We start from the raw sequence: 24,464 nt of genomic DNA on the forward strand, positions 1-24,464 counted from the left end.
GGAAGGCGCGCGCCGGTCAGCGCGCGCGGAGGTGCTTCGAGGATGGGAAAGGTTCGGCCGGGCCGGCCGCGGGTCAGACAGCCTGGCCGGCCGCCACGGCGGCGGCCGGCGTCGCGTGGGCCGGGCTGTCGGACAGCGCGCCGGCGAACGACGCGACCGTCGGGAAGCGGAACAGCGTGTCGAGCGACACGCGCCGGCCGAGCGTCTTGCCGAGGCGCGATACGATCCGCATGCCGGCGAGCGAATGGCCGCCGATCGAGAAGAAGTCCTGCTCGCGCTCGATGACGTCGAGTTTCAGCACGTCGGCCCAGACCGCGGCAATCGCATCTTCCAGCGCACCGGTCGGCGCGGTGCGGCGCACATCCTGCTGGGCGCCCGCGTCCGTTTCCACGGGCGCGAGTGCGTCGCGCAGCGCGCGCTTGTCCAGCTTGCCGCTGGCCGTCATCGGCAGGCGCTCCACGACGTGGACACGCGCGGGCACCATGTAGTCGGGCAGGATATCGACCAGTGCGTCGCGCAGCACGGCCGCGGAGGGCGTCGCGCCGCGCGTGGCCGTGACGAACGCCTCGATCCGCTTGTCCGCCCCTTGCGCGGCCACCACCACCGCGCACTGGGCGACGCCGTCCAGTGCCCGCATGGCCTGCTCGATTTCGCCCGTCTCGATCCGAAACCCGCGAATCTTGATCTGGCTGTCGCGCCGGCCCAGGAACTCGACGCAACCTTCGGCGGTCCAGCGGCCGATGTCGCCGGATCGGAACAGCGTGCGCCCACTCAACCACGGCAGGCTGACAAAGCGTTGCGCCGTCAGGTCGGGCCGCTTCAGATAGCCGTCCGTCACGCCGCCGCCCACGTACAGTTCACCGGGCACGCCTGGCGCGGCCAGATTGCCAAACACGTCGATCACGTACAGGTCGCGATGCGAAATCGGCCGACCGATCAGCGCGCGCGCATCGATATCCTCCGGGCGTTCGAGCGTATATGCCGTCGTGAACACGGTGCCTTCGGTCGGCCCGTAGCACACCGTGAGCGCCCGCCCGCCTGCCGCGAAGAAACCGCGCATCGCGTCGGTCGACACGACGTCGCCGCCGGTCAGCACCTGCCGCGCGTGCCGCAGCGCTTGCGGATGCTGCGCGACCATCTCCTGGAACAACGCGGAAGTGAGCCATATCACGCTCGCCTGCGACGACACGAGCGTATCGGCAAGATCCTCGAGGCTCGCGTGCGTGCCAGGCTGCACGATCAGTTGCGCGCCGTTGAGCAGCGCGCCCCAGATCTCGAACGTCGACGCGTCGAACGCGAGCGGCGCGAACATCAGCACGCGGTCGTCCTGCCCGATCTTCACGCAGCTGTCGCTCGTCAGGAAATTCACCACGTCGCGATGGCGGCTCGGCGTCGCCTTCGGCTCGCCGGTCGAACCGGACGTGAACATGTAGTAGCACGGCGCGTCGATGCCTGCGTCGGGCCTGCCGGCATCGCGGATCCCGGCGTACGATCCGAGCGGCACGCGATCGACGCAGTGGGTCGCGACACCGTCTGCGAACGGCGGCGCGTCCGCGTCGACCAACACATGCGCGACTCCGGCTGCACTGACCTGCCAGTCGCGACGCGCGGCGGGCAGTGCCGCATCGAGCGACAAATAGCAGGCCCCCGCTTTCAGGATGCCGAGCAGCGCACCCACCTGCGCGGGCGAGCGGGCCATGCTGACGCCTACCACATCCCCAGGCCGCACACCGCACGCGATCAGGTGCGCGGCGACCTCGCTTCCTTTCGCATCGAGTTCCGCATAGGTCCATACGGTCTCGCCGCACCGCACCGCGGGCGCATCGGGCCGTTCGGCCGCCCAGCGCTCGACGAGCGCATGCAGCGTCGCTTCCCGGTACGGCGGCCGCGCGCCTTCCGCCTGCCGGCGCAGTGCGGCGATCTCGCCCGGCTCGCCCACAGCGTCGGCGGCGCCGATGCGCATGTCGAGCGACAGCGCGGCCGCATCGACCAACCGTTCGACCGCCCGCGCGAACGACGCGACAGTCTGCGCCGACAACCCTTCGGAGGTATAAACCGGGGTCGGCGTCGTGCCGCCTGGCGTAACGCACAGCAGCGCGCCGATGCGGGTGCGACCGCCCTGCGTCGCGGCGTGCGACGCGGGCGAGTCGTACGTCACGGCGAACGTCGACTGGAAGCCCGGCGCCGTTGCATGGCCCGTACCCGCGCGCCATTCGGCCATCGCGATATCCAGCGCCTGCGGTGCGCATGCATGACGCTCAACCGCCTGTCGCCACGCGCGCCCGGCCATTCCGGACAATTCGGCGAATGAGGCGGACGGGTCGACGTGCAGCGCGACCGGCAGCGGCACGGGCAGTGTGCGACCGTCGATGTCCGATGCAAGCCCGATCACGACATCGAGACTGCCGCTGAAGCGCGCAAGGGCCGCCGCATGCAGCGCGAGCGACGCAGCGGCCGGCGCGATCCCGCTCGCGTCGCATGCCGCGTCCAACTGCATGAGCGACTCGGCGCCGCTGGCCGGGTCCTGCCGCCCGGTGTAGAACTCGACGGGCGGCGTCCCGGCGGGTGCATCCGCGATCAGCTCGCCCACCTCCGTGTCGAGTTGCGCGCGCCAGAACGCGACGTCCGCGTCGCCGGCCACGGGCTGCGCATCGTCCGCGCCACCGGCCGGCGCGCCCGCAAGCGCGCCGAGACGGCGATCGGGATCGTCGAGCCAGGCATTCGCGGTCGCGAAGAACGCATTCATCAGCGCGAGCACATCCGCCTCGGCCGCCGCGGACGTCGAATATTCGAGCATGAAGCGCCCACCGGCTTCGGGGCGCGTCTCGTCGTCGAACACGACTATCACGTTCAGATCGAACTTGGCCGAACCATTGCTGAGCCCTTCGAGAATGTCGACGTCCAGCCCGTCGAATTCGAGCTTGCGCGTCATCGAATTATGGAAACTGAACGCGACCTGAATGTACGGCAGCAGATTCGTCGCGCGTTCGGGCTGAAGATCGGCGACCATGCTCGAGAACGGCACGTGCGAATGCGAACATCCGGCGCGGATCTCGTCCTTCACGCGGTCGATCAGGGCAGGCCATTGCATGTCGGGCGACAGTTCGACGCATACCGGCAGCATGTTCACGAGCATGCCGATCGTGTTCTGAATCCCCTGGACGTCTCGATTAGCGACGGCCGTGCCGACGATCTGGCGTGTATTGCCCGAGCGCGCGGCAACCACGGATGCAAACACCGAGAACATCGTCTCGAACAGCGTTGCCTTGCGCTGCGCCGCGTAATGCTTCAGGCGCGTGGCCAGCGCGGCGGGGAACGGCACCGATACCGAACTGCCAACGAAATCGAGATTCGCGACCGGCGCGCCGGCGCGCGGGAACGGCGAATGGCCGTAAGGGGACCATGTCCGCAGGCGTTCCCGCCAGTACGCGCGTCCCGCGAGGCCGGCCGTCGATTCGAGCCACGCACGTTCGAACTCGCAATAGTCGATGAACTGAATGACCGGCTCGAGCGGCGCAAGGTCCTGCCTGCCACGCTCCGCGTTGTAGAAGTGACTCAATTCGCGCAGGAACAGACGAAACGACCAGCCATCGTGAATCAGGTGGTGCTCGATGTGCAGCAGCGCATGATCATGCTCGCTGCGCTTGAACAGAACCCAGCGCACCAGCGGCAGCGTGCCGACGTCGATCTTGGCGCCCGTTTCTACCCTGATCAGCGATTCGATGTACGCGTCGCGCGCGTGCTCGGCCGTCTTCGACATGTCGACGACGGGCACCGTGACGGGCCATGCGGGTTCGATGCGCTGCACCGGCTCGCCGTCGTGCTCGACGAATACCGTCGACAGGCTCTGATGGCGCTGAACGAGCCGCCCGAGCGCACGCTCGAGCGCGCCGATGTCGAGAGCGCCGCGCAGGTTGAGGACCGCCTGGAAGTTGTACGCGATGCTGTCCGGCACCAGCATCTCGAGAAACCACGCCTGCTCCTGCGACATCGACAGCCGCGCCTCCGTTCCCGCCGGGTAGCTGCGGCCGGCGGATTCGCTCAACCGATCAAGGACATTGCCCGTCTCATCGAAATGTTTGCTCACGACCACTCCCTTGTTTTCTCGTTGCTGAAAATTGGCATGCGACCGTACTCGATCGACATGCCTGAAAGTCCGAATCACAATGGAAGAAGAACACGGGACATGGCCGTCTCACAACCTGCGAAATTTCACTGTCAATTTCCACAGCGAAATTTCACAGATGCTGTGCAAAACACGTTCGTATAACTTGGTTCGCATTTCAAAACAGGCAAGGAATCGATATGCGCGAACAGAATACGGGCGTGTTGAGGAAGTTCCGGATAGACGCCGTACTCAAGGCCGATCTCGACCCGCTGTACCGGAAGAACAACTGGCGCGGGCTACTGGGCTGGATGGGCGACCTTGCGACGATCGCCGGCGCGATCTGGATGACAAGGCTGACGCCGTACGCGTATCCGCTGACCGTGCTGATCGTCGGATCCCGCCAGCGCGCACTCGCGTCGCTATTGCACGAAGCGGCGCATCTGACACTCGCACGCAATGGCCGCTTGAATCGTTTCATCGGCGAATATCTTTCCGGTCTCCCGGTTTTTCAGGACTTCGAATCGTATCGCCAGTCTCACGTCATGTCGCATCACCGGTTTCTCGGCGATCCGACGCGCGATCCGGACTACATCTACTATATCGACTCGGGCCTTCAGCGCGCCGAGGATCGATTCGAGTTCTGCTTCGGCCACGTGCTTCGTACCCTGATGTTGCTGAACGTGTTCAGCTACGCCAACTACCTCGTCCGTCATCGCGTTGCGTCGCTGCTCAAATCGCGGCGTGGCGCGATAAAGCTGATCCTGGTCCATGCCTTCCTGTTCGCAGTCCTTGGCATTGCCACGAACCCCGCAGGGTACCTGCTCTTCTGGCTGATTCCGTACCTGACGTCGTTCCAGGTCATCGGGTGGCTATCCGAGGTATCCGAGCACTTCGGCCTGTTCGGCAGGGAAACCGACGAATTGCTGATGACCCGCAACCGATTTCCGTCATGGTGGGAACGCTGGTTCATCGGCATGCATGGCGACAATCTACACCTCACGCATCATCTTCTCGCGGCCATCCCGTACTGGAACCTGCCTGCGGCCCACCGAATCCTGATGCGGGACGAACACTATGCGCGCGCCAACGCCCGCACCGGCGGAATCGTGTCGCGCGGAAGCCACCCGCTGTCGGTAATGGAACAGATCCTCGAAGGCTACAAGGCACCGGCCACCCCGTCTCACGCACCGCAGTCGAACTCATGAGCGTACGTGTAATCGTCCTCGTCGCCCGCATCGCCGCGGCCATGTCCACGCGGTCCTGCCGACAGGATCGACCGATCATGGCGGCACGCATGCGATCCCGTCGTGGTTTGCGCGCGCGGCAGCGTCGTTAGTCGAGAAGTCCGTCGGGCACCTGGCACGCGATTTCAGTCGCGATGCGGCACGAACACGGTGCCGTGTCGGCACCGCACGCTCGGCGAGCGGCTCGCGCCGCGAGTATCGGATCGACCACGTACGCCCGCCAGCGGCGCATCACGTCGGCCTGCGCGAGGGAGGTCATCCGGTGCCCGGCGGGTGTTTCAAAACAAAGAGACAATCCGCGAGCGCCGATGTACGCGACGCGCGTCAAGATCCCCTCCGGCAATCGCGCTCCGCCGCGCCCATCGCCTCGCCGATCACGCTCGCTTCACTCCCCGCTGCGCGCCGCATCGAAGTGCAATAACTGACAGTTTCTCGTCCGGGCGCTTTTCATTAGATTGGCGACACGATCCCTGCAAAGCCCGCGCCCCGACATGACTCTCATCGCCAGCGAAGCACAGCACACGACGACCGCCGCGTACCGGGACATCGCCGAACGCCATGCGCGTTCCGCCCCTTGCGGCGCCTTCCATCGCGACGCATGGGATGCCTTGTCGGACGCGGGACTGTGGCGCCTGCCGGTACCGCGCGAACTCGGCGGCGCGGGCGGCACGTGGCACGACTTCGTCGATGCCTTCGAAGCGGTCGCCGCGGCGCTGCGCTCCGTCGGCTTCGCGATGGCGCTCGCCAATCAGGCGACGCTGATTCGCGCGATCGTCGCATACGGTTCCGACGCGCAGCGCACACGGCATCTGCCGTCGCTGCTGTCCGGCGCCATCGGCGCCACGGCGATCTCCGAGAAAGGTACCGGCACCGAAGTGCGCGCGCTCGAAACGTGCCTCGTTCGCGACGGCGACCACTACCGGCTCGACGGCCACAAGTACAACATCAGCCACGCGCCCGAAGCGCGCCTGATGATGATCGTCGCGACGCTGACCGGCGACGGCAAGCCGGCCACCGCGCTGGTGCTGATCGATCCCGAACGCGCGGGCGTGCGGCGCAGCGCCCCGCAGGCGACGTTCGGCGTCGCGGATCTTCCGATCGGCGATCTCGCGCTGTCCGGCGTGCGCGTCGACGCCGACGAACTGCTCGGCACGCCCGGCGACGGGCTGCGCCTGCTGATGGACATCGCGTCGATGAATCGCGCGCTGTTCGGCCTGCTGTGCGCGAACGTCACCCAGCCGTTTCTCGCCGACGCGCTCGCGCATGCCAGCGGCCGCAAGACGCTCGGCGTCGCGCTGGACGCCCATCAGCACGTGCAGCGCCGGCTGGTGGACGTCCAGGTCGGCATCGAACGCACGCGCTGGACGGCGCGCGCGGCGCTCGATCAACTCGTCGGGCAACGTCCCGAGGCGCTCGCGAACTGTTCGATCGCGAAGCTCGCGGGCGCGCGCGATCTCGCGCAGGCCGCGCTGCACCTGCTCGCGATTCACGGCAGCGACGGCTACCGGCGCGGCCCGCTCGCCACCTTCGTCGCCGACGCGCTGGCGATGGGCTCGGCCGGCGGCACCGAGGAAATGCATTACCGCAACATCTTCAGCCAGATGCAACGACGCGCGGCCGCCACGGCGCGCGCGGCGTGAGCGTTCACCCTTCCATCCCCCTTCAGGAGCTGCCCTTGACTATCCAGACTGGCCTGCGCGCCCGCGCCACCCACCGCGTCGACACGATTTCGCTCGCCGATCAATGGGGAGGCGAAGCGCACGCGCTCGCGAGCCCGATCATGATCATCTTCATCGAACAGACCTGCATGCAGGCGACCGACCATCTGCTGCCGGCCGGGCAGATGACGGTCGGCTACAACTTCGAGATCAAGCATCTCGCGCCGACGCCGCCCGAATGGGAAGTGACGGTCGACGCCGAACTGATCGAGGTCGACGGCCGCATGATGACGTACCGGGTCGAGGTGCGCGACGCGGTGGGCGTCGTCGGCGAAGGCGTGCATACGCGCTGCGCGGTCAGCCGCGACGGCTTCCACCGCCGCCTGGACGAGCGGCGCGACAGCGCGGCGCTCGTGCGCTGACGAGCCGGAGCCCGACCATGATTCCGCTTCCGCTACAGGGTCTCCGGCTGCCGGTGATTGCGTCTCCGATGCTGATCGCGAGCTATCCCGAGATGGTGCTCGCCCAGTGCAGGAGCGGGATCGTCGGCGCATTTCCGGCGCTCAACGCGCGGCTCAGCGCGCAGCTCGGCGACTGGATCGACACGATCGACGGCACGCTGCGCGCGTACCGGGAGGCCCATCCCGATGCGCCGGTCGGCCCGTACGCGGTCAACCATATCTGCCATCCGTCGAATCCGCGCGTCGAACAGGATCTGCGCATCTGCATCGAGCGCCGCGTGCCGCTGATGATCACGAGCCTGCGCGCGCCGTCGCGCGACATCGTCGACGCGATCCACGCCTACGGCGGGATCGTGCTGCACGACGTCACGACGGTGCGACATGCGCAGAAGGCGCTGGAAGCCGGCGTCGACGGCCTCGTCCTCGTCGCGGCGGGCGCGGGCGGCCACGCCGGCACGCTGTCGCCGTTCGCGCTGGTCACGGAAGTGCGGCGCTTCTACGACGGCTTCATCGCGCTGTCCGGCGCGATCGCGACGGGCGACGCGATCGCCGCCGCGCGCGCGCTCGGCGCCGACTTCGCGTACATCGGCACGCGCTTCCTGGCGTCGCACGAAGCCAACGTGGTGCAGCGCTACAAGGACACGATCGTCGAAGCCAGCGCTGCCGACATCATCTACACCGATGCATTCACCGGCGTCCACGGCAACTACCTGCGCCAGAGCATCGAGGCGGCCGGGCTCGACGCGCGCCGGCTCGCACGGGTCGACGGCGCGCAGCTCGATTTCTCGCCGGACGGCGGCGCGAAGCAGTGGCGCGACATCTGGGGGGCAGGCCAGGGCGTCGGCGCGATGGACGCGGTGCTCAGCGTGGCCGACATCGTCGAACGCCTCGCGGCCGAATACGCGCGCGCCGTCGCACGCATGCAGCCGGGCGCGGCGGCGCACGTCGCCGCGCATCGGCCGGCCGTTTCCCCCGCTTCACGGATCGACACGCCATGACGCCCACCGAACTTGCCGCCCCGTCGTCCGTCGACGATGCGATCGCGCGACGCCGCGCACGGATCGACGTGATCGACGACCAGCTTCTCGAGCTGATCGGCCAGCGCATCGCTCACGCAACCGAGATCGGTCATCTCAAGCGGCATGCGGGGCTCGCGGTGCGGCAGCCCGCCCGCGAAGCGTCGATCGTCGCCGAGCTGTGCACGCGCGCGCCGTGGGGGCTGCGCGACCGCGACCTGCGCGCCATCTGGCAGACGCTGTTCAGCGCGAGCCGTGACGCGCAGGCGCTGCCGTCCGTCGCGTTCCTCGGCCCGTCAGGCACCTACACCGAAACCGCGATGCTCCGTCATTTCGGCGAGTTCGCCCGCAGGCAGGCGCACGAGACGATCGACGCCGTATTCGACGCGCTCGCGCGCGGCGACGCGGAATGCGCGGTCGTACCAATCGAGAATTCGTCCGAAGGCGCCGTGACCCGCACGCTCGACCTGCTGATCGCGCAGGCGGCGAGCGTCACGGGCGAGATCGAACTGCCGGTCGCGCACTGCCTGCTGAGCGCCAGCGGATCGCTCGCCGGCGTCGACAGCGTGGTCGGCCATCCGCAGGCGCTCGCGCAATGCCGCGCGTGGCTCGACGCGCATGCGCCCGGCCTGCGCCGCATCCCGGTGTCCAGCAACGCGGTGGCCGCGCGCGAGGCCGCGCACCTGTATGACTGCGCGGCGATCGCCGGTGAGCCCGCGGCCGCGCTTTACGGACTGCGAATCGTTGCCAGTGCGATCCAGGATCACCCGGACAACCACACGCGCTTCGTGATCGTCGGTGGCCAGGCGCCCGCGCCGACCGGCCACGACCGCACGAGCATCGTGCTGCGGCCGACCGATGCGCCCGACGCGCTCGCGCGCGTATTCGACGCGCTCGCCCGACACCGCGCCCCGCTGCTGTGGGTCGGCGTGCGCCCGGCACGCGGCGCCGGCCATGCGTATCGGTACTGCATCGATTTCGGCGGGCACCTGCTCGATCCGAACGTGCGCGCGGCGCTCGACGAGATGGCGCCCGCCGCGTCCGAACTGCGCGTTCTCGGCGCCTATCCGCGTGCCGCGGATTGTCCCGACCGGCACGCCGACGGCCCGGCCGCATCATGACGACGGCGCCCGCTTCGTCCCGCGTCGCCGCCCGGCTGCTCGCGATTCGCGACGGTCGCGACGATCGCCTGCTCGTGCTGTGCGGCATCGCCGCGGCGGACTGCCTGTCGCTCGCCGCCGGGCGATGGCTGCGCGCGTTGCGCGCCGAATACGACGACGAACTGGAGCTGCTGCCGTTCGTGCGCGGCACACCCGACGCCGCCGGCACCGCGTGCCTGCTGCGGCGCTGCGAGCGCCTCCGGCTTCCCGCGGTGGCGATCGGCGACAGCTTGGCGACCGCCTATGGCCGCTGGCGCGCATGCCTGCCCGCGGCCCCGCTGACCTGGCGAGTGCTGGAGACATCCGCCGCACGGGCCGCGACGCCGCTGCCCGGCGGCCTGCTGGCGCGCTGGCCGGTACGCCCGGCCGAGCCGGTCGACTGGCCGCGCTCGCGCCGCGTCGTTGCGGATCTCGGCGTGGCGTCGCCGGCGCTCGGCGCACGAATCGGCGCGCTCGCCGACGCACTGTGCGACGGCACGCTCGTCGTCGCCGGCATTGCGCTGGACACGGCTCCGGGCGCGCCTCACACCTTCGTCACCGATGCGCTGGACCCGCTCGCCAACTACGTCCGGATGCAGCGCATCGCCGCCGTGACTCGCCGCGCGCCGTCGCTGCGGAGCCGCCTGTGAGCCCGCGCCCGCAAGCCGGCCCGACGCGCATCGCGCTCGTCGGCATGCCCGGCGCCGGCAAGACGGCCGTCGGCAGCGCACTGGCCCGCGCACTCGCGCTGCCGTTCGTCGACGCCGACCGGGAAGTCGAACGCCGCTTCGGCGCGCCCGTCGCCGCGCAATTCCATGCGGGCGACTTCCGCGCACGCGAAGCCGACGTCATCGACGCGCTGACCCGCGGGCCGGCGCTCGTGCTCGCGACCGGCGGCGGCGCCGTGCTGCGCGACGACACGCGCGCCCGGCTCGGCCAGCGCTGTTTCGTGATCCATCTCGCGAGCGATCTCGACACCCTGTGGCACCGCACGCGCGGCGACGCGTCCCGCCCGCTGCTGAACGTCGCCGACCCGCGCGCCGCGCTCGCCGCGCTGCACGACGCGCGCGAATCGCTGTACCGCGCGTGCGCGCACTGCCGCATCGATACCTCCGGCCAGTCCGTCGCACAAACGCTCGCGGCCGCGCTCGACGCACTCGCCATCGCGTAACCCGCGCGCCTCCGTCCTTCCCCTTCCGCTTTTCGACGATGCCGGCCGCCGGTGCGGCCGGTGCGGCCGACTGCCATTTCTACCAGTTGCCGACCGTCGAATAATATCTAAAGATATATTTTTAGATACAGATCGTTCGCCTTCACGCGACAGGAAACCGACCATGCCCCTACTCATCGACCGAGCGTGCGGCGCCCGCCGCCTGGTTCCCGCGCTCGCCGCGCTCGCGATCGCCGGCTGCGCCCCGTTCGGCCCGCAACGCCCGGCGGCGCGGATCACGCCCGTCGAGCAACTCGACGCGGGCGCCGCGATTCGCTCCGCCGGCGCCGGCTCGCCGACGATCGCCGAACGCTGGTGGACCGCATTCGGCGACGCGCAGCTGGATCGCCTCGTCGACGATGCGCTGGCCGGCGCACCGACGCTGCAGGCGCAGCGCGAACGTGTCGCGCAGGCGCTGGCCGACGCCGACGTCGAAAACGCCGCGCTGCTACCGCAGCTCGGCGCGACGGCGAGCGCGGTGCCGACGCGCCTGCCGGGCAGCTATCGGACGCCGCCGCCCGCGGCCGGACACTGGCAGGTCGACGCGCAGGCGCTCCTCGGCGCGTCGTGGGATCTCGACATCGCCGGCCGGCAGCACGCGCTGGCGCGCGCCGCCGCGCTGCGCGCGGATCAGCAGCGCGCGCTCGAGCATGCGGCCGCCGTGTCGCTGCAGGCGGCGATCGTCGAAACGTACCTGCAGCTCGCGCTCGAACAGCAACTGCTCGCGATCGCGCGCGATACGCTGCAGCAGCACAGCTATCTGCTGCGCCTCACGTCGCAGCGCGCCGACGCCGGCCTCGACATGCAGGTGGCCGTGCTCAGGGCGAGCGAACCCATTCCGCACGCGCAGGCCGACATCGACACGCATGCGGCTGCCTCGGCCCGGCTGCGCCACCGGCTCGCCGCGCTCGTCGGTCGGGGGCCCGGTTACGCCGACGCGCTGACGCCCGCCGGGCCGCCGGCGGCGGCGTTGCCGATGCCGGCCGTCCTGCCCGCCGCGCTGATCGGCCGCCGGCCGGACGTCCTGGCCGCGCGCTACCGGGTCGAAGCCGAAGCGGCGAACATCGATGCCGCGCGCGCCGCGTTCTATCCGGATGTCAATCTGCTGGCCTTCGCCGGCGTGCAGAGCTTCGGGTTCCGCGCGCTGTTCCACGGCAACAGCGGCACCCTCGGCGCGGGCCCCGCGATCACGCTGCCGATTTTCGAGGGCGGGCGCCTGCGCGCCGGCCTGCGCGCGCAAACCGCCGCCTACAACGCCGCCGTCGCGACGTACGACGACACGGTCGTCAACGCGCTCGCGCAGGTCAGCGACACCCTCGTCCAGATCGACACGCTCGGCCGGCAGCGGGCGCTTCAGCGCGAGGCGCTGGCGCGCGCCCAACGGACCTACACCATCGAAACGCAGCGCTACCGGAAAGGCATTTCCGGCTATCTCGACGTCCTGCTCGCCGAAGGCCGGCTGCTCGAGGATCGCGCATCGGTCGCCCGCGCGGATGCGTCGTTCGCGATCGAGCACGCCCGCCTGATCGCCGCGCTCGGCGGCGCCACTTCCACTGGAGTCGCACAATGAACCGTCCCGAATCCCCCGCCGCCGAGCCCTCGCTGCAACGCGCGCGCCGGCGCTATTTCCGCTGGTTCTTCATCGCGCTCGCCGGCGCGGCCGGCCTCGCCGCCGCCGCGTGGGCCACCACGCGCGGCACCGAGACGACCGACGACGCATACGTGTCCGGCGACGTCGTGCAGATCTCGCCGCAGATCGGCGGCACCGTCGACGCCGTGCGCGTGCAGAACGCCGACTGGGTCCGGCCCGGCGACCTGCTGTTCAGCGTCGACAAGACCGATGCCCGGCTCGCGCTGGACGAAGCGGTCGCGCAACTCGCGCACGCGGTGCGCCAATACCGCACCGCGCATGCGGACGTGGTGCGCGAGGAAGCGCAGATCCGGGTGCGGCGCACCGAATGGGCCAAGGCGAACGACGACCTGCAGCGCCGGCTGAGCCTCGCGCAAGACGGTGGCGTGTCGCGCGAGGATCTTCGCCATGCACGCGACGCGATGGACGGCGCGGCAGCCGCGCTGAACGCGCAGCAGGCCGCCTACGACGCGACGCTCGCGCGCACCGACGGCACGTCGATCGACACGAATCCGCTCGTGCGCGCGGCGGCGGCCCGCGTTCGCAGCGCGGCGCTCGCGCTGCGCCGCACCGAAATACACGCGCCGCTCGGCGGGCTCGTCACGCGCCGGGTCGTGCAGGTCGGCCAGCACGTGTCGCCCGGCACGCCGTCGCTGGCGCTCGTGCCGCTCGATCACGTGTGGGTCGAGGCCAACTTCAAGGAATCGCAACTGCGCGGCATGCGCGCCGGGCAGCCGGTCGAGCTGTTCTCGGACCTGTACGGCAGCGACGTGGTGTTCCACGGGCGCGTCGTCGGGCTCGAAGCCGGCACCGGCGCCGCCTTCGCGGCCGTGCCCGCGCAGAACGCGACCGGCAACTGGATCAAGGTCGTCCAGCGCGTGCCGGTCCGGATCGCGCTCGATCCCGCCGAGCTGCGCGCGCACCCGCTGCGTATCGGCCTGTCGATGACGGCCTCGGTGCCGGTCGATCGCGGCCCCGGCACCGCGTCGGCGTCGCCGCCCGCCCGTGCGCCCGAAGCGCGCCGGTCGATCGACGCCACGTCGATCTATCGTGAGGATGACGAAGCGGGCGACGCGCTCGTCGCCGAGACGATTCGCGCGAACAGCGGCGCCCGTCCGCTCGCGCCGGGAGCCTGACGATGCGCTTCTTCTCCAGGAACGCGGCGCCGAAACTGCCGCTGGAGCCGCTTGCCGGCATGCCGCTGGCGCTCGTCGCGATCGCGGTCAGCGTCGCGAATTTCATGCAGACGCTCGACCTGACGATCGCGAACGTCGCCGTCCCGACCATCGCGGGCGATCTCGGCGTCGCACCGGACATGGGCACGTGGATGCTCACCTCGTTCGCGACGCCGCTCGCGATCACGCTGCCGCTCACCGGCTGGCTCACGCAGCGCTTCGGCCAGGTGCGGCTGTTCCGCGTGTCGGTGCTGCTGTTCGTGGTCACGTCGATCCTGTGCGGGATGGCGCCGAACTTCGAGTCGCTGCTGGTGTTTCGCGCGCTGCAGGGCGCCGCGTCGGGCCCGATCACCGCGCTGTCGCAGGCGCTGCTGATGGCGGTGTTCCCGTCGACGCGCCGCCACGTCGCGCTGGCCGTGTGGCAGACCACGACGTTCGTCGCGCCGGTGCTCGGGCCGATCGCCGGCGGCTGGATCACCGACAACCTGAGCTGGCCGTACATCTTCTACGTGAACGTGCCGCCGGGCGTGCTCGTGCTCGGCGTGCTCGCACGGCTGCTGAAGGGGCGCGACAACGCGACGCGGCGGCTGCCGGTCGACGTCGTCGGGCTGCTGCTGCTCACCGCCGCGTTCGGGTCGTTCCAGTTGCTGCTCGATCGCGGCCAGAACCTCGACTGGTTCGCCTCCGACGAAATTCGCATGCTGGCGGTCGTGGGCATCGCGTCGTTCGTCGCGCTGGTCCTCTGGGAGCTGACCGACGACCATCCGATCGTCGACTTGCGGCTGTTCGCGGACCGCAACTTCACGACGAGCACGCTCGCGATCACGGTCGGCTTCGGGCTCTACTTCGGCGCGCTGGTGCTCGTGCCGCTGTGGCTGCAGACCCAGCAGGGATACACGGCCACCTGGGCCGGCATCGCCACCGCGCCGCTCGGCGTCGCGGGGATCGTGATCGCGCCGCTGCTCGGCCGCTTCCAGGGCCGCACCGATCCGCGCCTGCTCGCGACCGTCGCGCTCGTCGGCTGGGGCGCCGCGTCGTTCTGGCGCATGCATTTCAACAGCGACGTGACCCTCGGCGACATCGCCGCCAATTCGCTGCTGATGGGCGCCGCCACCGCGTTCTTCATCACGCCGCTCGTGTCGCTTTCGCTCGCCGGGCTGCCCCGCGAGCGGCTGCCCGCGGCATCCGGGCTGCAGAACGCGCTGCGCCGGATCGGCACGAGCGTCGCGACCTCGGTTGCGCCGACCTACTTCGAGCGTCGTTCCCGCGTGCACAACACCTATCTCGTCGACCACATCACGCCGTACGATTTCGCGTCCGCCGACTGGTTCGCGCGGCTCGATCACGCGGGGCTGTCGCCGTCCGGCGCACTCGCGTCGGTCTCGCATGCGATCGACGTCGAAGCGCACATGCTCGCGCTGAACGATTTCTCGTTCGGCTGCCTGCTGCTGTTCGGCGCGACGCTGCTGGCGGTCTGGTCGATCCGCTCCCGCCACGCGTGACGCGCGACGGAAAACATCCGGAAGCCGTCTCGCCCGGCAGGAGCGACTGACCGGCTAACCGGGCGGCGGGCGGCGCAAGCCCCTGCCGGACCGCATCGCCGTCATCGGTGAATCGGCCTGGCGGGCCGCGCTCGACGGCACCGCGAATGAAAAAAGGGGCTCCGCGCCGATCGACACGGCGCGGAGCCCCTTCAACTGCGCCGCTTAACGCGGATCGCCGGGCGCCGGCACGTATCCTTCGGCGAGGATACCGTTCGTCCGGGCGGCCGGCTCGCGCAACAGCTTCGCCGCCTGATAGCCCTCGGACCGATACCACGCGCGGGCGCGCTCCGCCGACTCGAATTCGAGCACGACGACGCGCTTCGGCGACCATTCTCCTTCCAGCGTTTCGACTTCGACGCCGCGCACCAGGAAGCGCCCGCCGTACTCGGCCACCGTCGGCGCGCCGAGCCGGCGATACGCCTGGTATGCGTCGACGTCGTGTATGTCGATATCGAACACCACGTATGCGCTCATGACCGCGCCTCCGCCGGCGCCGCCGCGTCGGCCGGCGCGAGCTGCACGAACACGCGGCCGTTCTCGATCTTCACCGGGTAGGTGTGCACGCACGTCGTCAACGGCGCGCACAGCGCCATGCCGGTCCGCACGCTGAAGCGCCCCTGGTGCAGCGGGCATTCGATCTCGTCGTCGAGCAGGAAGCCGTCGCTCAATCGCGCGTCGCCATGCGTGCACTGGTTCTCGGTCGCGAAGATCTCGTCGCCGACCGCATACAGCGCGATGTCGCGGCCGCCCACCCAGACGCCGAGTATTCCGTCGGCGCGCACCGTTTCCGGCGCGACTGCATCGATCCATTCCGTAGTCACGTTCGGCACCTCGTTCAGATCGGGTAAATCAGCGAGTTCGGAATCATCTCGCTGTCGTAGACGCAGATGCGCGACTCGAAACGCAGCCCCTGCGGCGTACGCAGGATGCGGTCCAGGTAGCGCCCGGTGTTGTACACGTCGCTCATCTGCTCGGTCTTCGTGCGCAGCACCGCGTAGTTCGTCTCCGCCTCGATCACCGTGTCGTCGAGATACGTGACGAGCGGCAGCCCGATCACGTGGCGCTGATAGTACGGATCGAAGAACAGCGTCTCCTTGATCCCGTAGACGCGATCCTTCAGCATGCCCTTGCTTTCGAAATCCATCACCGCGAGCGGCAGGTTGCGCTCGTGGTTCTCGCGCGGCACCACCGTGTACCGGCATTGCTCGATGAAGAATTCCGGCCACGCGTCCCAGTCGCCGCCGTCGAGCACGGCCGCATATCTCGCGTTGAGCTGGACGAGCGAATAGAAATCCTCGAAGGTCGCGCCGCCCGCGTGCGGCTCGGCGGCCGGCCGGGCCGTTCTTGTCGTGATCGTGCTCATTCAGGCCTCCATCACTTGGCGCCAGTACTGGTACATGCCGCGCACCAGCGTTTCGCTGACCATGTGTTCGGTCTGCTCGTCGATCTGCCGGCCGCCGAGCTCGTTGTATACGTTGCCGTGCTGGATCTGCTCGAAGCTCTGCTGCACGCATTCGATGACTTCGCCGTCGTCCGCCGACACGAAGCCGGCCGGCCCGAACAGATTCGCCTGGCGCAGGCGGCGCCGCGTCATCTCCTCGGTGTCGGTCTCGAAACCGAAATGCGTCCACACGTAGTCGAACACGCCCGGGCCGATCGGCCGGATGCGCCGCGTCGACAGCGCATTGACCTGCTGCTGGATGATGACGCTCGGCATCAGCGTGAGCATCACGACGGTCGGATCGCCCCACCACGGTTCGTGCACGACGTCGAGGAAGCGGTCGTCGTGCAGCGTCATGCGTTCCTTGAAGCTCGTCACGTTGTGGGTCACTTCTCCGCCGCCGCCGCCGCTGCGGATCGACACCATCGCGCCGTGCCGGTGATGCGCATCGGTCACGAGCCGAGCGGGATTGTCCGCGCGCCACAGGCCGAAGTTGACGAACCAGGTGTGCAGCAACCCAGCGTGATACGGATCCTTGATGTTCTCGACCATCAGCTTCCAGTTGCTCGGCACGCGCTGCCGCGTATAGCCGAGCACGGTCAGCTTCGGGCCGTGGAACAGGCGGTCGTAGTAAGGCAGGATGCGCGGGCCGAGGAAATCCTCGAACGATTCGACGTTCTCGTCGAACGACGCGAACACGGCGCCGCCGCGCGTCGACACGCGCAGGCGCCGCAGCGCATGCTTGCCCGGCTCGAAATCCGCCGGCATGCCGCCGTTGATCGTGCCGCCCTGACGCACGCCGCGCCGGAACGGCACGCCGATCAGGTTGCCCTTCAGGTCGTAGTTCCACTGGTGATACGGGCAGTGGAAATCCTTCGCCTTGCCCGAGCGCTCGCGGCAGAACTGCATGCCGCGGTGCGCGCACGCGTTTTCGAAGACGACGATCTCGCCATCCTCCGTGCGCGTCATCACGACGGATCGCTCGCCGACTTCCGTGCGCTGGAAATCGCCGGGAGACGGCACTTCGGCTTCGAGGCCGATGTAGCACCAGTGATTCGCATAGAACAGGCGCTCGAGTTCCCGCTGGTACAGCGCTTCACTCGTATACGCCTCGTATGGCGTGCGGCTGGCGCCGTCGCCTTTCCAGTCGAGCGCGCGGGCGATGTCGATGGGTGAGTTCAAGAGAGCTCCTTTCATTCAGTAAGAAACGGCCTGCCTCGCGACGGCGGCACCGTGCGCGATGAAGCCGGCTGGCGAACGCCGCCGCGCAACCGCCGCGGCAGCCAACTGCTCGATGAGTTCGGCCGTGTGATCCCAGCCGAGACATGCGTCGGTAATGCTTTGGCCGAACACCGGCGGCGTGCCCGGCACCAGGTCCTGCCGCCCCTCGACGAGAAACGACTCGATCATCACGCCCACGATCGCGCGTTCGCCGCGATGCAGTTGCGCGGCGAGGTTGCCGCAGACGTCGATCTGCGCGCGGGTCTGCTTGCCGCTGTTGCCATGGCTCGCGTCGATCACGACGTACGGGGGAAGATGCGCGTCGCGCAGCGCGGCGCAGGCGGCCGCGACGCTGGCGGCGTCGTAGTTCGGGGTCTTGCCGCCGCGCAGGACGATATGCGTGTCGGGATTGCCGGACGTGGTCGCGATTTCCACGCTGCCGGAAACGGAGGGCCTCAGGTAACTGTGCGACACGCGCGACGCGCGGATCGCGTCGATCGCGACCTTCACGTTGCCGTCGGTGCCGTTCTTGAAGCCGATCGGCAGGTCGAGCCCCGAGGCCGCCTGGCGATGGATCTGCGATTCGGTCGTCCGCGCGCCGATCGCGCCCCAGGACACGAGGTCGTCGAGATACGGCGCGGTCATCGGATCGAGAAATTCGGTCGCGGCCGGCAAGCCCAGCGCATTGATGCCGAGCAGCACCTTGCGCGCGACGCGCAGGCCGTCCTCGATCCGGAAGCTGCCGTCGAGATACGGGTCGTTCACGAGCCCTTTCCAGCCGACCGTGGTGCGCGGCTTTTCGAAATAGACGCGCATCACGATCTCGAGCACGTCGGCGTACCGCTCGCGCAGCGGCGCGAGCCGGCGCGCGAACGCCAGCGCGGCGTCCGCATCGTGGATCGAACACGGGCCGACGATCAGCGCGAGCCGGTCGTCCTCGCCCGCGATGATGCGCGCCAATGCGCGCCGCGCCTCGCCGATCGACCGGGCCAGGCCGGGATCGCACGGCAACTCGGTGCGCAACCGCTGCGCACTGATCACCGCCACGCCTTGCGTCAACGCTGCCTCAACGGATTTTTCCATTTAACGCTCCACTCTCGCTGATCGGATGCCGATTTACGGAGGCAATTAGAGCGCGGTCAAATCCCCGGTGATACTGTCATTTATCTCAGAAGCATTTCACATGGTGGATATCTGTGATTTCCGACAGTATTCCGATATGCGGATCACGTCTAACTTAACTCCTGACAAAACACGTTCTCACCTGCTGTTCTGCCAAGGAGCCTCGCAATGACAAGAAAATATTTTGAAACGCGAATCGACGTGAAGTATCGGGAAACGGACGCGATGGGCCATGTGAGCAGCCCCGTCTATTACGACTATCTGCAGCACGCGTACCTGACCTACATGCACGATCTGCTCGAGCTGCCCTATTCGGAAAAGCTGCCGCACATCATGGTCAAGACCTCGTGCGAATATCTGAAGCCCGCGCAGTACGGCGATACGATCACGGTCCGCAGCAGCGTCACGCGCTTCGGATCGAAGAGCTTCGAACTGGAATACCTGATGGTGCGCGACGGGCAGGCGGACGCCGACGATTCGGCCGACGATCATGCGGTGGTTGCGCGGGCCGTATCCACGCACGTGATGTTCGACTATGGCAGCAAGACCACGGTGCCGGTGCCGGAAGAGTTCAGGACGCGCGTGCTGTCGTTCCAGGGCGCGATCTGATGCCGCAGCCGGGGGTCCACGGACGGACACCCCGGCGCCGTTCAAGCAAACACGATCAGGCCCATCAACACGGCTTTCACGACCGCATTGGTCTTGTTGGACGCGTTGAGCTTGACGATCGATCTCGAGATGTGGAAATTGATCGTCCGCTCGGTCAGGCCAAGAATGATGCCGATCTCATACGCGGTCTTCCCCTCCGCCGCCCATCGCAATACCTCGCATTCGCGCATGCTCAACGCGACATCCACGGGAGCCTCTATATTCGCCGCACACTGAATCATTCGTTTCTCCATCCAGAATAAGACGCCAATGTTTCAGATTCATTTCCGCCGCTCATCTCGATTCACATGCCCCTCGGATTGGATGTTTATTATTTAAAGGCGTCACGAATATTCGGCGAATTCAAAAGCAACGATCTTCCCACCCATTATCTCCGGTGTTGTCACAATGGAATCGAGCATACCCAATCGATTTACGCTTCGGAAGATGCACGAGACGCAATGTATCAATGACGTTGACGCACGCCACCAGAGTTGCACGACACGTCATATCGAAACGGCCGCACGACTGGCGGACGCGATCGCATCGGCCACGCGCGGCGCGCAGATACTGCGCACGCAATCGCGCAGCCAGCGATGCGCGGGGTCGCGATCGAAACGCGGGTGCCAGATCTGCGAGACGGTCAGGTCCGCGATCGGCAACGGCAGCGTGAAGCTGTACATGCCGGCGCGGGACCGCTCGGTCTGCCGCTCCGGCACGCTGGCGACGAAGTCCGAGCTGCGCGCGAGCGACAGCGCGGTCGGGAAGCTCGACACGACGGTGGTCACCGAGCGCACGATGCCGAGGGAATCGAGCAGCGTATCGATCGGGCCGTTGAACTGCCCGCGGCGCGACACGCCCACTTGCGGGAACGACGCGAAGCGTTGCGGCGTGATTTCGCCGGTCGCCAGCGGATGATCCGCGCGGACCACGCCGATGAAGCGGTCGCGAAACAGCGCCTGCACGCGCAGTTCCGGGCCGGCCTGGCCGATCACGCCGACTTCGAGATCGATGTCGCCGTTGCGCAGCGCATCGACATGCTTGTTGGGTTTCGGCGCGAAGCGCAGCCGCACGTCGGGCGCGACGCGCGACGCGTGTTCGAGCAGCGCCGGCGCGAAGGTCTCGACGAAGGCCTCGTTCGCGCGAATCGAGAACGTGCGCTTGAGCGTACGCATGTCGACCCGCTCGCACGGGCACATGACCGAATGCGCCTCCACGACGAGCGCATGCACCCTGTCGCGCAACTCGAGCGCACGCGGCGTCGGCACGAGATCGCGCCCGGCCCGCACCAGCAACGGATCGCCCGTCATCACCCGCAGTCGCGCGAGCGACCGGCTGAGTGCGGACGGACTGAGGCCGAGCGCGTTGGCCGCGCCCACGACGCTGTTCTCGGACAACAACGCGTCCAGAACGACGAGAAGATTGAGGTCGATGGAAGTCGCCATGTTGCGCTCTTGCTGTACTGTCGGGACCGGCCGGCCGATGGGCCAGCGGCATCGTGCCTCGGGCGTATGTGCTCCGTGATTCGCGATAGACCGGAAATCGGCAGTCGCGCCGCCGAGCCCGACGCACGATCGTGCGTCCGCCGAAATGGCGGGCAGTGAATGGCGGGGAGTATTCGTGCCGCTGAGAAAAATCCGCTGCGGATTTATTGCACTTGTGAACGATTGTGCACCGCGTTGCAATAAATCGCAACCCGACACGATGCGTATCAGGTTTAAATGAAACGATGAACGCGAATGAACAATAAAACAAAACCGATTCGATTGCGTCGCGCCGCGCATCGCGCACGCAAGCAGGCCGGTGAAGCAAGGCCTGCCTCGGCGGAGCCCGCGCGAGCCTTGACAGGCGCTGCGCGGCCGGCCGGCACGGCGTGCGCGCAAAGCACCGCACGGTCCGCTCATCGCGATCGAATAACAGAACTTTTAGACTCTTCTATTGACTTTCTCGACAATATTCCGTCTTGGCTCGCATACGTTTCACGAAACAAATCCCGATCAACCGATTTTGCGAAAATCTTCCGGCGATTCGAGAAAACCGGCTGGAGTGTCCGCCGCGCCCGTTTTGCGACTCGATCGGCATTTCACCGGAGTTCGGTGATGTTCCGTCCGACTCGCCCGGCTGGAATGTCCACCGTTGTCAAAACCGCGCTTCAATCTGGCCGGTCCGGCCGCGTATGCAATCGGCGCCGCACTCGCCCAACCTTGCTGCTGCAGCTTGCCCGTGCGCTCTCCCGCGAACCGTCCGCCCCAGGGTGAACGATTCCGCTGTGGCCTCGCCCGCGCCGCAAACAACAGGAATCCTCATGAAATGCGTCGACGCCGGATTACCCGGCGTCCGTCGCGATTCATGCTTGGCGATCACGGAGGCTTGCCCGGCCACCCGGCGCCATCGGCGCTTGCCGGCGGACGTGCGAAACGACGTCGCGACGATGTGCGCTCGACCCATCGCCGCTCCCGGGCGAACGGCCGGTCAGTCGTCGTGCTTGTGGCGCTTTTTGTTCTTGTGCTTGTTGCCGTGGTAATGATCGCTGGAACGCGAGTTGTTGCGCGACACGTGGCCGCCCAGCGCCGCACCCGCGCCGCCGCCCACGGCGGCGCCGACGAGGCTGCCGGCCGTGCCGCCCATCGCGTTGCCCGCGGCGGCGCCGGCGCCGCCGCCCAGAGCGCCGCCGACGACCGCGCCCGTGCGTTCCCGCTTGTTCGACGTCACCGCCCCGCCTGCGCCACCGCCCACGGCCCCGCCGATGATCGCCCCCGTGCTCCCGCCGACCGCGTTGCCGACCGCCGCGCCTGCGACGCCACCCAGCGCGCCGCCCAGTGCGTTGTTCGTGTCGCCTGCCACGGCAGGCAGCGACGCCACCGCAGTCGCACCGACCACCACTGCCATCCCGGCCAATTTCTTCAGCATTTTTTTGCCCCTTCCGCTTGATGAGATATCGGTGCGCGAATCTAGCACCTTTCCGGTAAGCCCATCGTAATGAAGCGTTAAATCGGGTGTTTTTTCTGACCGGGATCGCCGCGGCGGCGCATCCCGTCGGCACGTTCGCCCCCTGCCACGACGCGACGGACGCTTCGTATCGCAACCCCGGCCTCTCCCGCCGCGTCGGTCCTTCCCGCGCCCACGATCCTGCATTACCATCGTGCGTCCGCCGCGCCTGCCCGCTTCCGGCTGGCGAGCCCAGCCACCTCCCCGTTCCCGCAACCGATGCTTGCCCTCATCATCCTCGCCGGCCTCTGGGCCGGGCTCCAGAACGCCCTCGCGGGCGGCGGCTCGTTCATCACGCTGCCCGCGCTGATCGTGTCGGGAATGTCACCGCTCGCGGCCAACATCACGTCGACGGTCGCGCTGTTTCCCGGCCAGGTCACGACGGGCTGGGCGAGCAGGAACATGGTGAGCGGCGTCGGCAGGCTGCCGTTTCGCGCACTGTTCGCGATCAGCGTGGCCGGCGGCGCGCTCGGCGGCCTGCTGCTGCTCAAGACGCCGTCGTCGATCTTCTCGCACCTGGTGCCGTGGCTCGTGCTGTTCGCGACGGTCGTGTTCGCGTGGGGCAGTTTCTTCCGCAAACCGGGCGCGGGCGCGCAACATCTCGGCCCCGTCGCGGCCGGGGTCTCGCAGTTCCTGATCGCGGTCTACGGCGGCTACTTCGGCGGCGGCATCGGGTTCCTGATGATGGCCGCGCTGACGATGGCCGGCCTGCCGCCGCGCCACGCGATGTCGACGAAGAATGCGCTCGCGGGCGTGATGAACGCATCGGCCGTCGTGCTGTTCGTGACGTCGCCCGAACTGCACTGGCGCGCGGCGATCGCGCTCGGTGCGGGCGCGATCGTCGGCGGCCTGCTCGGCGCGTGGGCGCTGCATCGCGTGAACGAACGCGTGCTGCGCATCGCGATCGTCTGCATCGGCGCGCTGCTGACCGTCGGGTTGTTCGTCAAACCGATCTGACGCACGCCCGTTGCCGCCGCGATCGCGGCAATCGACGCGCAAACCGCAACACGTCTTTCGCGATCCGGTGCCGAACCGGGTCGCGCTGCCGGCGCTTGTCGCCGTGCCGGAGTCGCAGGCATTCAACCCGGATTCGCGCGTCCCGTGTCGGTTCGCGGTCCTGACGGCGCGCGCGAACGTCGCGGCGCCATTGCTTGCGGCGAAGGCAGCCGTCGTTCGGGCCGGCCGCCGGCGTGAAGGATCGCAGGCCGGCGCACGGCCGACTGGTGTGTGCATTCCGTTCAGCCGAACGGCCGCACGCCGATCAGCGGGCCGTGCAGGAACCGCGCGAACACGGCCCAGGCGACGAGTCCGGCCACAACGGCCGCGACGTCGCCGGCCAGCCCGCCGGCCGGATAGCGGACACCGTCGCGGCGATCCCGCGCACGCGACACGACGAAATCGACGATCGACCACACGAAGAACGCGCCGAACAGCACGACTGCGTGCACGGTGCCGTTCACCAGCAGGTGCGCCACCGCCCAGACCATCACGCCGGCCAGCATCGGATGGCCGACGAGCGTCTTGATCCGGTTGCGCGGCACGTACGACGCGGCGATCAGCACGAACGCGACCGCGGTCAGCATGCCCGTCAGGTGGCGCACGCCGACCGGCGACACCCACAGCAGCGTCGCACCCGCCCGGGCGACCCCGTACCCCCAGATGATCAGCGCGAAACCGACGATCGACGCGATCGCGTAACCGCCCTTCCAGCCCTTCTCGCCGATCCGCTCGATCGTCGCGGACCGCCAGCCGTCGGCGACGATCCGGATCGAGTGCACACCGAGGAAGATCGCTAAACCGAGAATCAGGACGAGCATCGGCTGTCTCCGTCTGGGATGGTGAGTGAGGAAGCGTTCCGC

The 24,464-nt window shown here is 68.2% G+C and carries 21 protein-coding genes and 1 pseudogene; 12 read left to right on the forward strand and 10 right to left on the reverse strand.

Features of this window, described 5'->3' with window-relative positions; all coding sequences use genetic code 11:
• Positions 1–73 precede the first annotated feature (73 nt).
• Positions 74–4,087 (reverse strand): amino acid adenylation domain-containing protein, encoded by a 4,014-nt coding sequence (locus QZM15_RS11345; RefSeq protein ID WP_302106396.1) that lies wholly within the window; start codon positions 4,085–4,087, stop codon positions 74–76.
• Positions 4,088–4,305: 218 nt separating this feature from the next.
• Here QZM15_RS11345 and gntB point away from each other — a divergent pair, with 218 nt between their 5' ends.
• From gntB to QZM15_RS11395, 10 genes are all read left to right on the forward strand, one after another.
• The gene (gene gntB / locus QZM15_RS11350; RefSeq protein WP_060011805.1) at positions 4,306–5,313 is read left to right on the forward strand and encodes a guanitoxin biosynthesis L-arginine gamma (S) hydroxylase; all 1,008 of its coding nucleotides are present in this window, start codon (positions 4,306–4,308) and stop codon (positions 5,311–5,313) included.
• Positions 5,314–5,843: 530 nt separating this feature from the next.
• The gene (locus QZM15_RS11355) at positions 5,844–6,992 is read left to right on the forward strand and encodes an acyl-CoA dehydrogenase family protein (protein ID WP_089465692.1); all 1,149 of its coding nucleotides are present in this window, start codon (positions 5,844–5,846) and stop codon (positions 6,990–6,992) included.
• Positions 6,993–7,027: 35 nt separating this feature from the next.
• Complete coding sequence (locus tag QZM15_RS11360; protein WP_059584619.1) at positions 7,028–7,432, forward strand: thioesterase family protein; 405 nt, start codon at positions 7,028–7,030, stop codon at positions 7,430–7,432.
• Between the two features lie 17 nt (positions 7,433–7,449).
• On the forward strand, positions 7,450–8,469 hold the full coding sequence (locus QZM15_RS11365) for a nitronate monooxygenase family protein (protein ID WP_124859824.1): 1,020 nt from the start codon (positions 7,450–7,452) through the stop codon (positions 8,467–8,469).
• A complete protein-coding gene (gene pheA / locus QZM15_RS11370; protein ID WP_302106397.1) occupies positions 8,466–9,608 on the forward strand; it encodes a prephenate dehydratase in 1,143 nt (380 codons plus the stop codon). The genes QZM15_RS11365 and pheA overlap by 4 nt, the downstream gene beginning before the upstream one ends.
• Positions 9,605–10,276 (forward strand): hypothetical protein, encoded by a 672-nt coding sequence (locus QZM15_RS11375; RefSeq protein WP_060968649.1) that lies wholly within the window; start codon positions 9,605–9,607, stop codon positions 10,274–10,276. The genes pheA and QZM15_RS11375 overlap by 4 nt, the downstream gene beginning before the upstream one ends.
• Complete coding sequence (locus QZM15_RS11380) at positions 10,273–10,797, forward strand: shikimate kinase (RefSeq protein WP_302106398.1); 525 nt, start codon at positions 10,273–10,275, stop codon at positions 10,795–10,797. Before QZM15_RS11375 ends, QZM15_RS11380 begins: the two co-directional genes overlap by 4 nt.
• Before the next feature lie 163 nt (positions 10,798–10,960).
• Entirely contained in the window at positions 10,961–12,406 is a 1,446-nt protein-coding gene (locus tag QZM15_RS11385; protein ID WP_302106399.1) for an efflux transporter outer membrane subunit, read from the forward strand.
• Positions 12,403–13,602: an efflux RND transporter periplasmic adaptor subunit gene (locus tag QZM15_RS11390; RefSeq protein ID WP_059584610.1), complete on the forward strand. Its 1,200-nt coding sequence runs from the start codon at positions 12,403–12,405 to the stop codon at positions 13,600–13,602. The genes QZM15_RS11385 and QZM15_RS11390 overlap by 4 nt, the downstream gene beginning before the upstream one ends.
• A 2-nt stretch (positions 13,603–13,604) precedes the next feature.
• A complete protein-coding gene (locus tag QZM15_RS11395; RefSeq protein ID WP_059639816.1) occupies positions 13,605–15,143 on the forward strand; it encodes a DHA2 family efflux MFS transporter permease subunit in 1,539 nt (512 codons plus the stop codon).
• Between the two features lie 204 nt (positions 15,144–15,347).
• On the opposite strand, the gene QZM15_RS11400 is transcribed toward QZM15_RS11395, so the two are convergent.
• From QZM15_RS11400 to QZM15_RS11420, 5 genes are read right to left on the reverse strand one after another with little or no spacing between them, the layout of a single operon-like run.
• Positions 15,348–15,659, reverse strand: coding sequence for a DUF1330 domain-containing protein (locus QZM15_RS11400; RefSeq protein ID WP_226225226.1), 312 nt, complete (start codon positions 15,657–15,659; stop codon positions 15,348–15,350).
• Positions 15,656–16,006 carry a non-heme iron oxygenase ferredoxin subunit gene (locus QZM15_RS11405; protein ID WP_089489772.1) on the reverse strand — a complete coding sequence of 117 codons (351 nt, stop codon included), beginning with the start codon at positions 16,004–16,006 and terminating at the stop codon, positions 15,656–15,658. Before QZM15_RS11405 ends, QZM15_RS11400 begins: the two co-directional genes overlap by 4 nt.
• Before the next feature lie 14 nt (positions 16,007–16,020).
• A complete protein-coding gene (locus tag QZM15_RS11410) occupies positions 16,021–16,548 on the reverse strand; it encodes an aromatic-ring-hydroxylating dioxygenase subunit beta (protein ID WP_059639818.1) in 528 nt (175 codons plus the stop codon).
• Complete coding sequence (locus tag QZM15_RS11415) at positions 16,549–17,808, reverse strand: Rieske 2Fe-2S domain-containing protein (protein ID WP_050018149.1); 1,260 nt, start codon at positions 17,806–17,808, stop codon at positions 16,549–16,551.
• A 15-nt stretch (positions 17,809–17,823) separates the two neighbouring features.
• Complete coding sequence (locus QZM15_RS11420; RefSeq protein WP_302106400.1) at positions 17,824–18,930, reverse strand: 3-deoxy-7-phosphoheptulonate synthase; 1,107 nt, start codon at positions 18,928–18,930, stop codon at positions 17,824–17,826.
• A gap of 207 nt (positions 18,931–19,137) precedes the next feature.
• On the opposite strand from QZM15_RS11420, the gene QZM15_RS11425 reads away from it, so the two are divergent.
• The gene (locus tag QZM15_RS11425; protein ID WP_060011819.1) at positions 19,138–19,578 is read left to right on the forward strand and encodes a thioesterase family protein; all 441 of its coding nucleotides are present in this window, start codon (positions 19,138–19,140) and stop codon (positions 19,576–19,578) included.
• A 41-nt stretch (positions 19,579–19,619) separates the two neighbouring features.
• Here QZM15_RS11425 and QZM15_RS11430 read toward each other — a convergent pair.
• The 3 genes and pseudogenes from QZM15_RS11430 to QZM15_RS11440 all read right to left on the reverse strand — a co-directional run.
• Positions 19,620–19,817 (reverse strand): annotated as a pseudogene (locus QZM15_RS11430) (LuxR C-terminal-related transcriptional regulator); the annotation flags it as partial.
• Between the two features lie 306 nt (positions 19,818–20,123).
• Positions 20,124–21,062 (reverse strand): LysR family transcriptional regulator, encoded by a 939-nt coding sequence (locus tag QZM15_RS11435; RefSeq protein WP_124657741.1) that lies wholly within the window; start codon positions 21,060–21,062, stop codon positions 20,124–20,126.
• Positions 21,063–22,089: 1,027 nt separating this feature from the next.
• Positions 22,090–22,527 (reverse strand): hypothetical protein, encoded by a 438-nt coding sequence (locus QZM15_RS11440; RefSeq protein ID WP_059584599.1) that lies wholly within the window; start codon positions 22,525–22,527, stop codon positions 22,090–22,092.
• A 297-nt stretch (positions 22,528–22,824) separates the two neighbouring features.
• Between QZM15_RS11440 and QZM15_RS11445 the strand changes: the two genes are divergently transcribed.
• Positions 22,825–23,562, forward strand: coding sequence for a sulfite exporter TauE/SafE family protein (locus QZM15_RS11445; protein ID WP_059584597.1), 738 nt, complete (start codon positions 22,825–22,827; stop codon positions 23,560–23,562).
• 281 nt (positions 23,563–23,843) lie between these two features.
• Here QZM15_RS11445 and QZM15_RS11450 read toward each other — a convergent pair whose 3' ends face one another.
• A complete protein-coding gene (locus QZM15_RS11450; protein ID WP_226289585.1) occupies positions 23,844–24,422 on the reverse strand; it encodes an NnrU family protein in 579 nt (192 codons plus the stop codon).
• Between the last annotated feature and the right edge of the window lie 42 nt (positions 24,423–24,464).

It is taken from the genome of Burkholderia sp. AU44665, from assembly GCF_030504405.1.
Classification (GTDB): domain Bacteria; phylum Pseudomonadota; class Gammaproteobacteria; order Burkholderiales; family Burkholderiaceae; genus Burkholderia; species Burkholderia semiarida.